The organism is Kitasatospora sp. NPDC032757 (genome assembly GCF_055579305.1).
The window spans coordinates 1-1,161 of the sequence record NZ_JBVINN010000108.1 but is presented as its reverse complement, the minus strand read 5'-3'; the positions used below and the strand labels follow the sequence as shown (position 1 = coordinate 1,161).

General features: G+C 67.5%; 1 protein-coding gene. It reads right to left on the bottom strand.

Annotated features, from left to right (window positions below):
• Positions 1–1,161 (bottom strand): cyclic dehypoxanthinyl futalosine synthase (gene mqnC / locus ACZ5WK_RS40310; RefSeq protein ID WP_465555542.1); only part of this gene is annotated, 1,161 nt, incomplete at both ends.

Below are 1,161 nucleotides of genomic sequence, written 5' to 3'. Positions count from 1 at the left end.
CTTCAGCTCGGGGTGGGCGGTGCCGCCCTCGATCGCGGTGGAGGCGATGTGCGAGGCGACCCGCGGGTCGACCGGGTCGTCGGCCGGGTCGTCCAGCACCCGCAGGTGCTCGTACGTGGTCGAGCGCTGCGCCGGGACCCGGTCCGCGGCCCGGATCAGGTGGATCAGCTCGGTCAGGTTCGACCGGTGCTTCGCACCGGCCATCGACACCACGTTCTCCTCCAGCATGACCGAACCCAGGTCGTCCGCCCCGTAGTGCAACGACAGCTGGCCGGCCTCCTTGCCGGTGGTCAGCCACGAACCCTGGATGTGGGCCACGTTGTCGAGGAACAGCCGCGCGATCGCGATCATCCGCAGGTACTCGAACACCGTCGCCTGGGTCGAGCCCTTCAGATGGTTGTTCTGCGGCTGGTAGGTGTACGGGATGAACGCCCGGAAACCACCCGTACGGTCCTGCACGTCACGGATCATCCGCAGGTGCTCGATCCGCTCGGCGTTGGTCTCACCGGTACCCATCAGCATCGTGGACGTCGACTCCACACCCAGACCGTGCGCGACCTCCATGATCTCCAGCCACCGCTCACCGGACTCCTTCAACGGCGCGATCGCCCTGCGCGGCCGCTCCGGCAGCAACTCCGCACCCGCACCCGCGAACGAGTCCAGACCCGCCCGGTGGATCCGGGTGACGGCCTCCTCGACCGACACCCCCGAGATCCGCGACATGTGCTCGACCTCGGACGCACCGAGCGAATGGATCACCAACTGCGGGAACTCCGCCTTGATCGCCGAGAACGCCCGCTCGTAGTACTCCACGCCGTAGTCCGGGTGGTGCCCACCCTGGAACATGACCTGCGTACCACCCAGCTCGACCGTCTCCGCACAACGACGCAGGATCTCGTCGAGATCACGGGACCAGCCCTTGTCACTCTTCGGCGCCACATAGAACGCGCAGAACTTGCACGCCGTCACACAGACGTTCGTGTAGTTGATGTTCCGCTCGATGATGTACGTCGCGATGTGCTCCGTCCCCGCGTACCGACGCCGGCGCACCGCGTCCGCAGCCGAACCCAACGCGTGCAACGGCGCCGAGCGGTACAGCTCCAACGCCTCCTCCGGCGTGATCCGGCCACCACCGGCGGCCCGGTCGAGCACGGCCTGCAG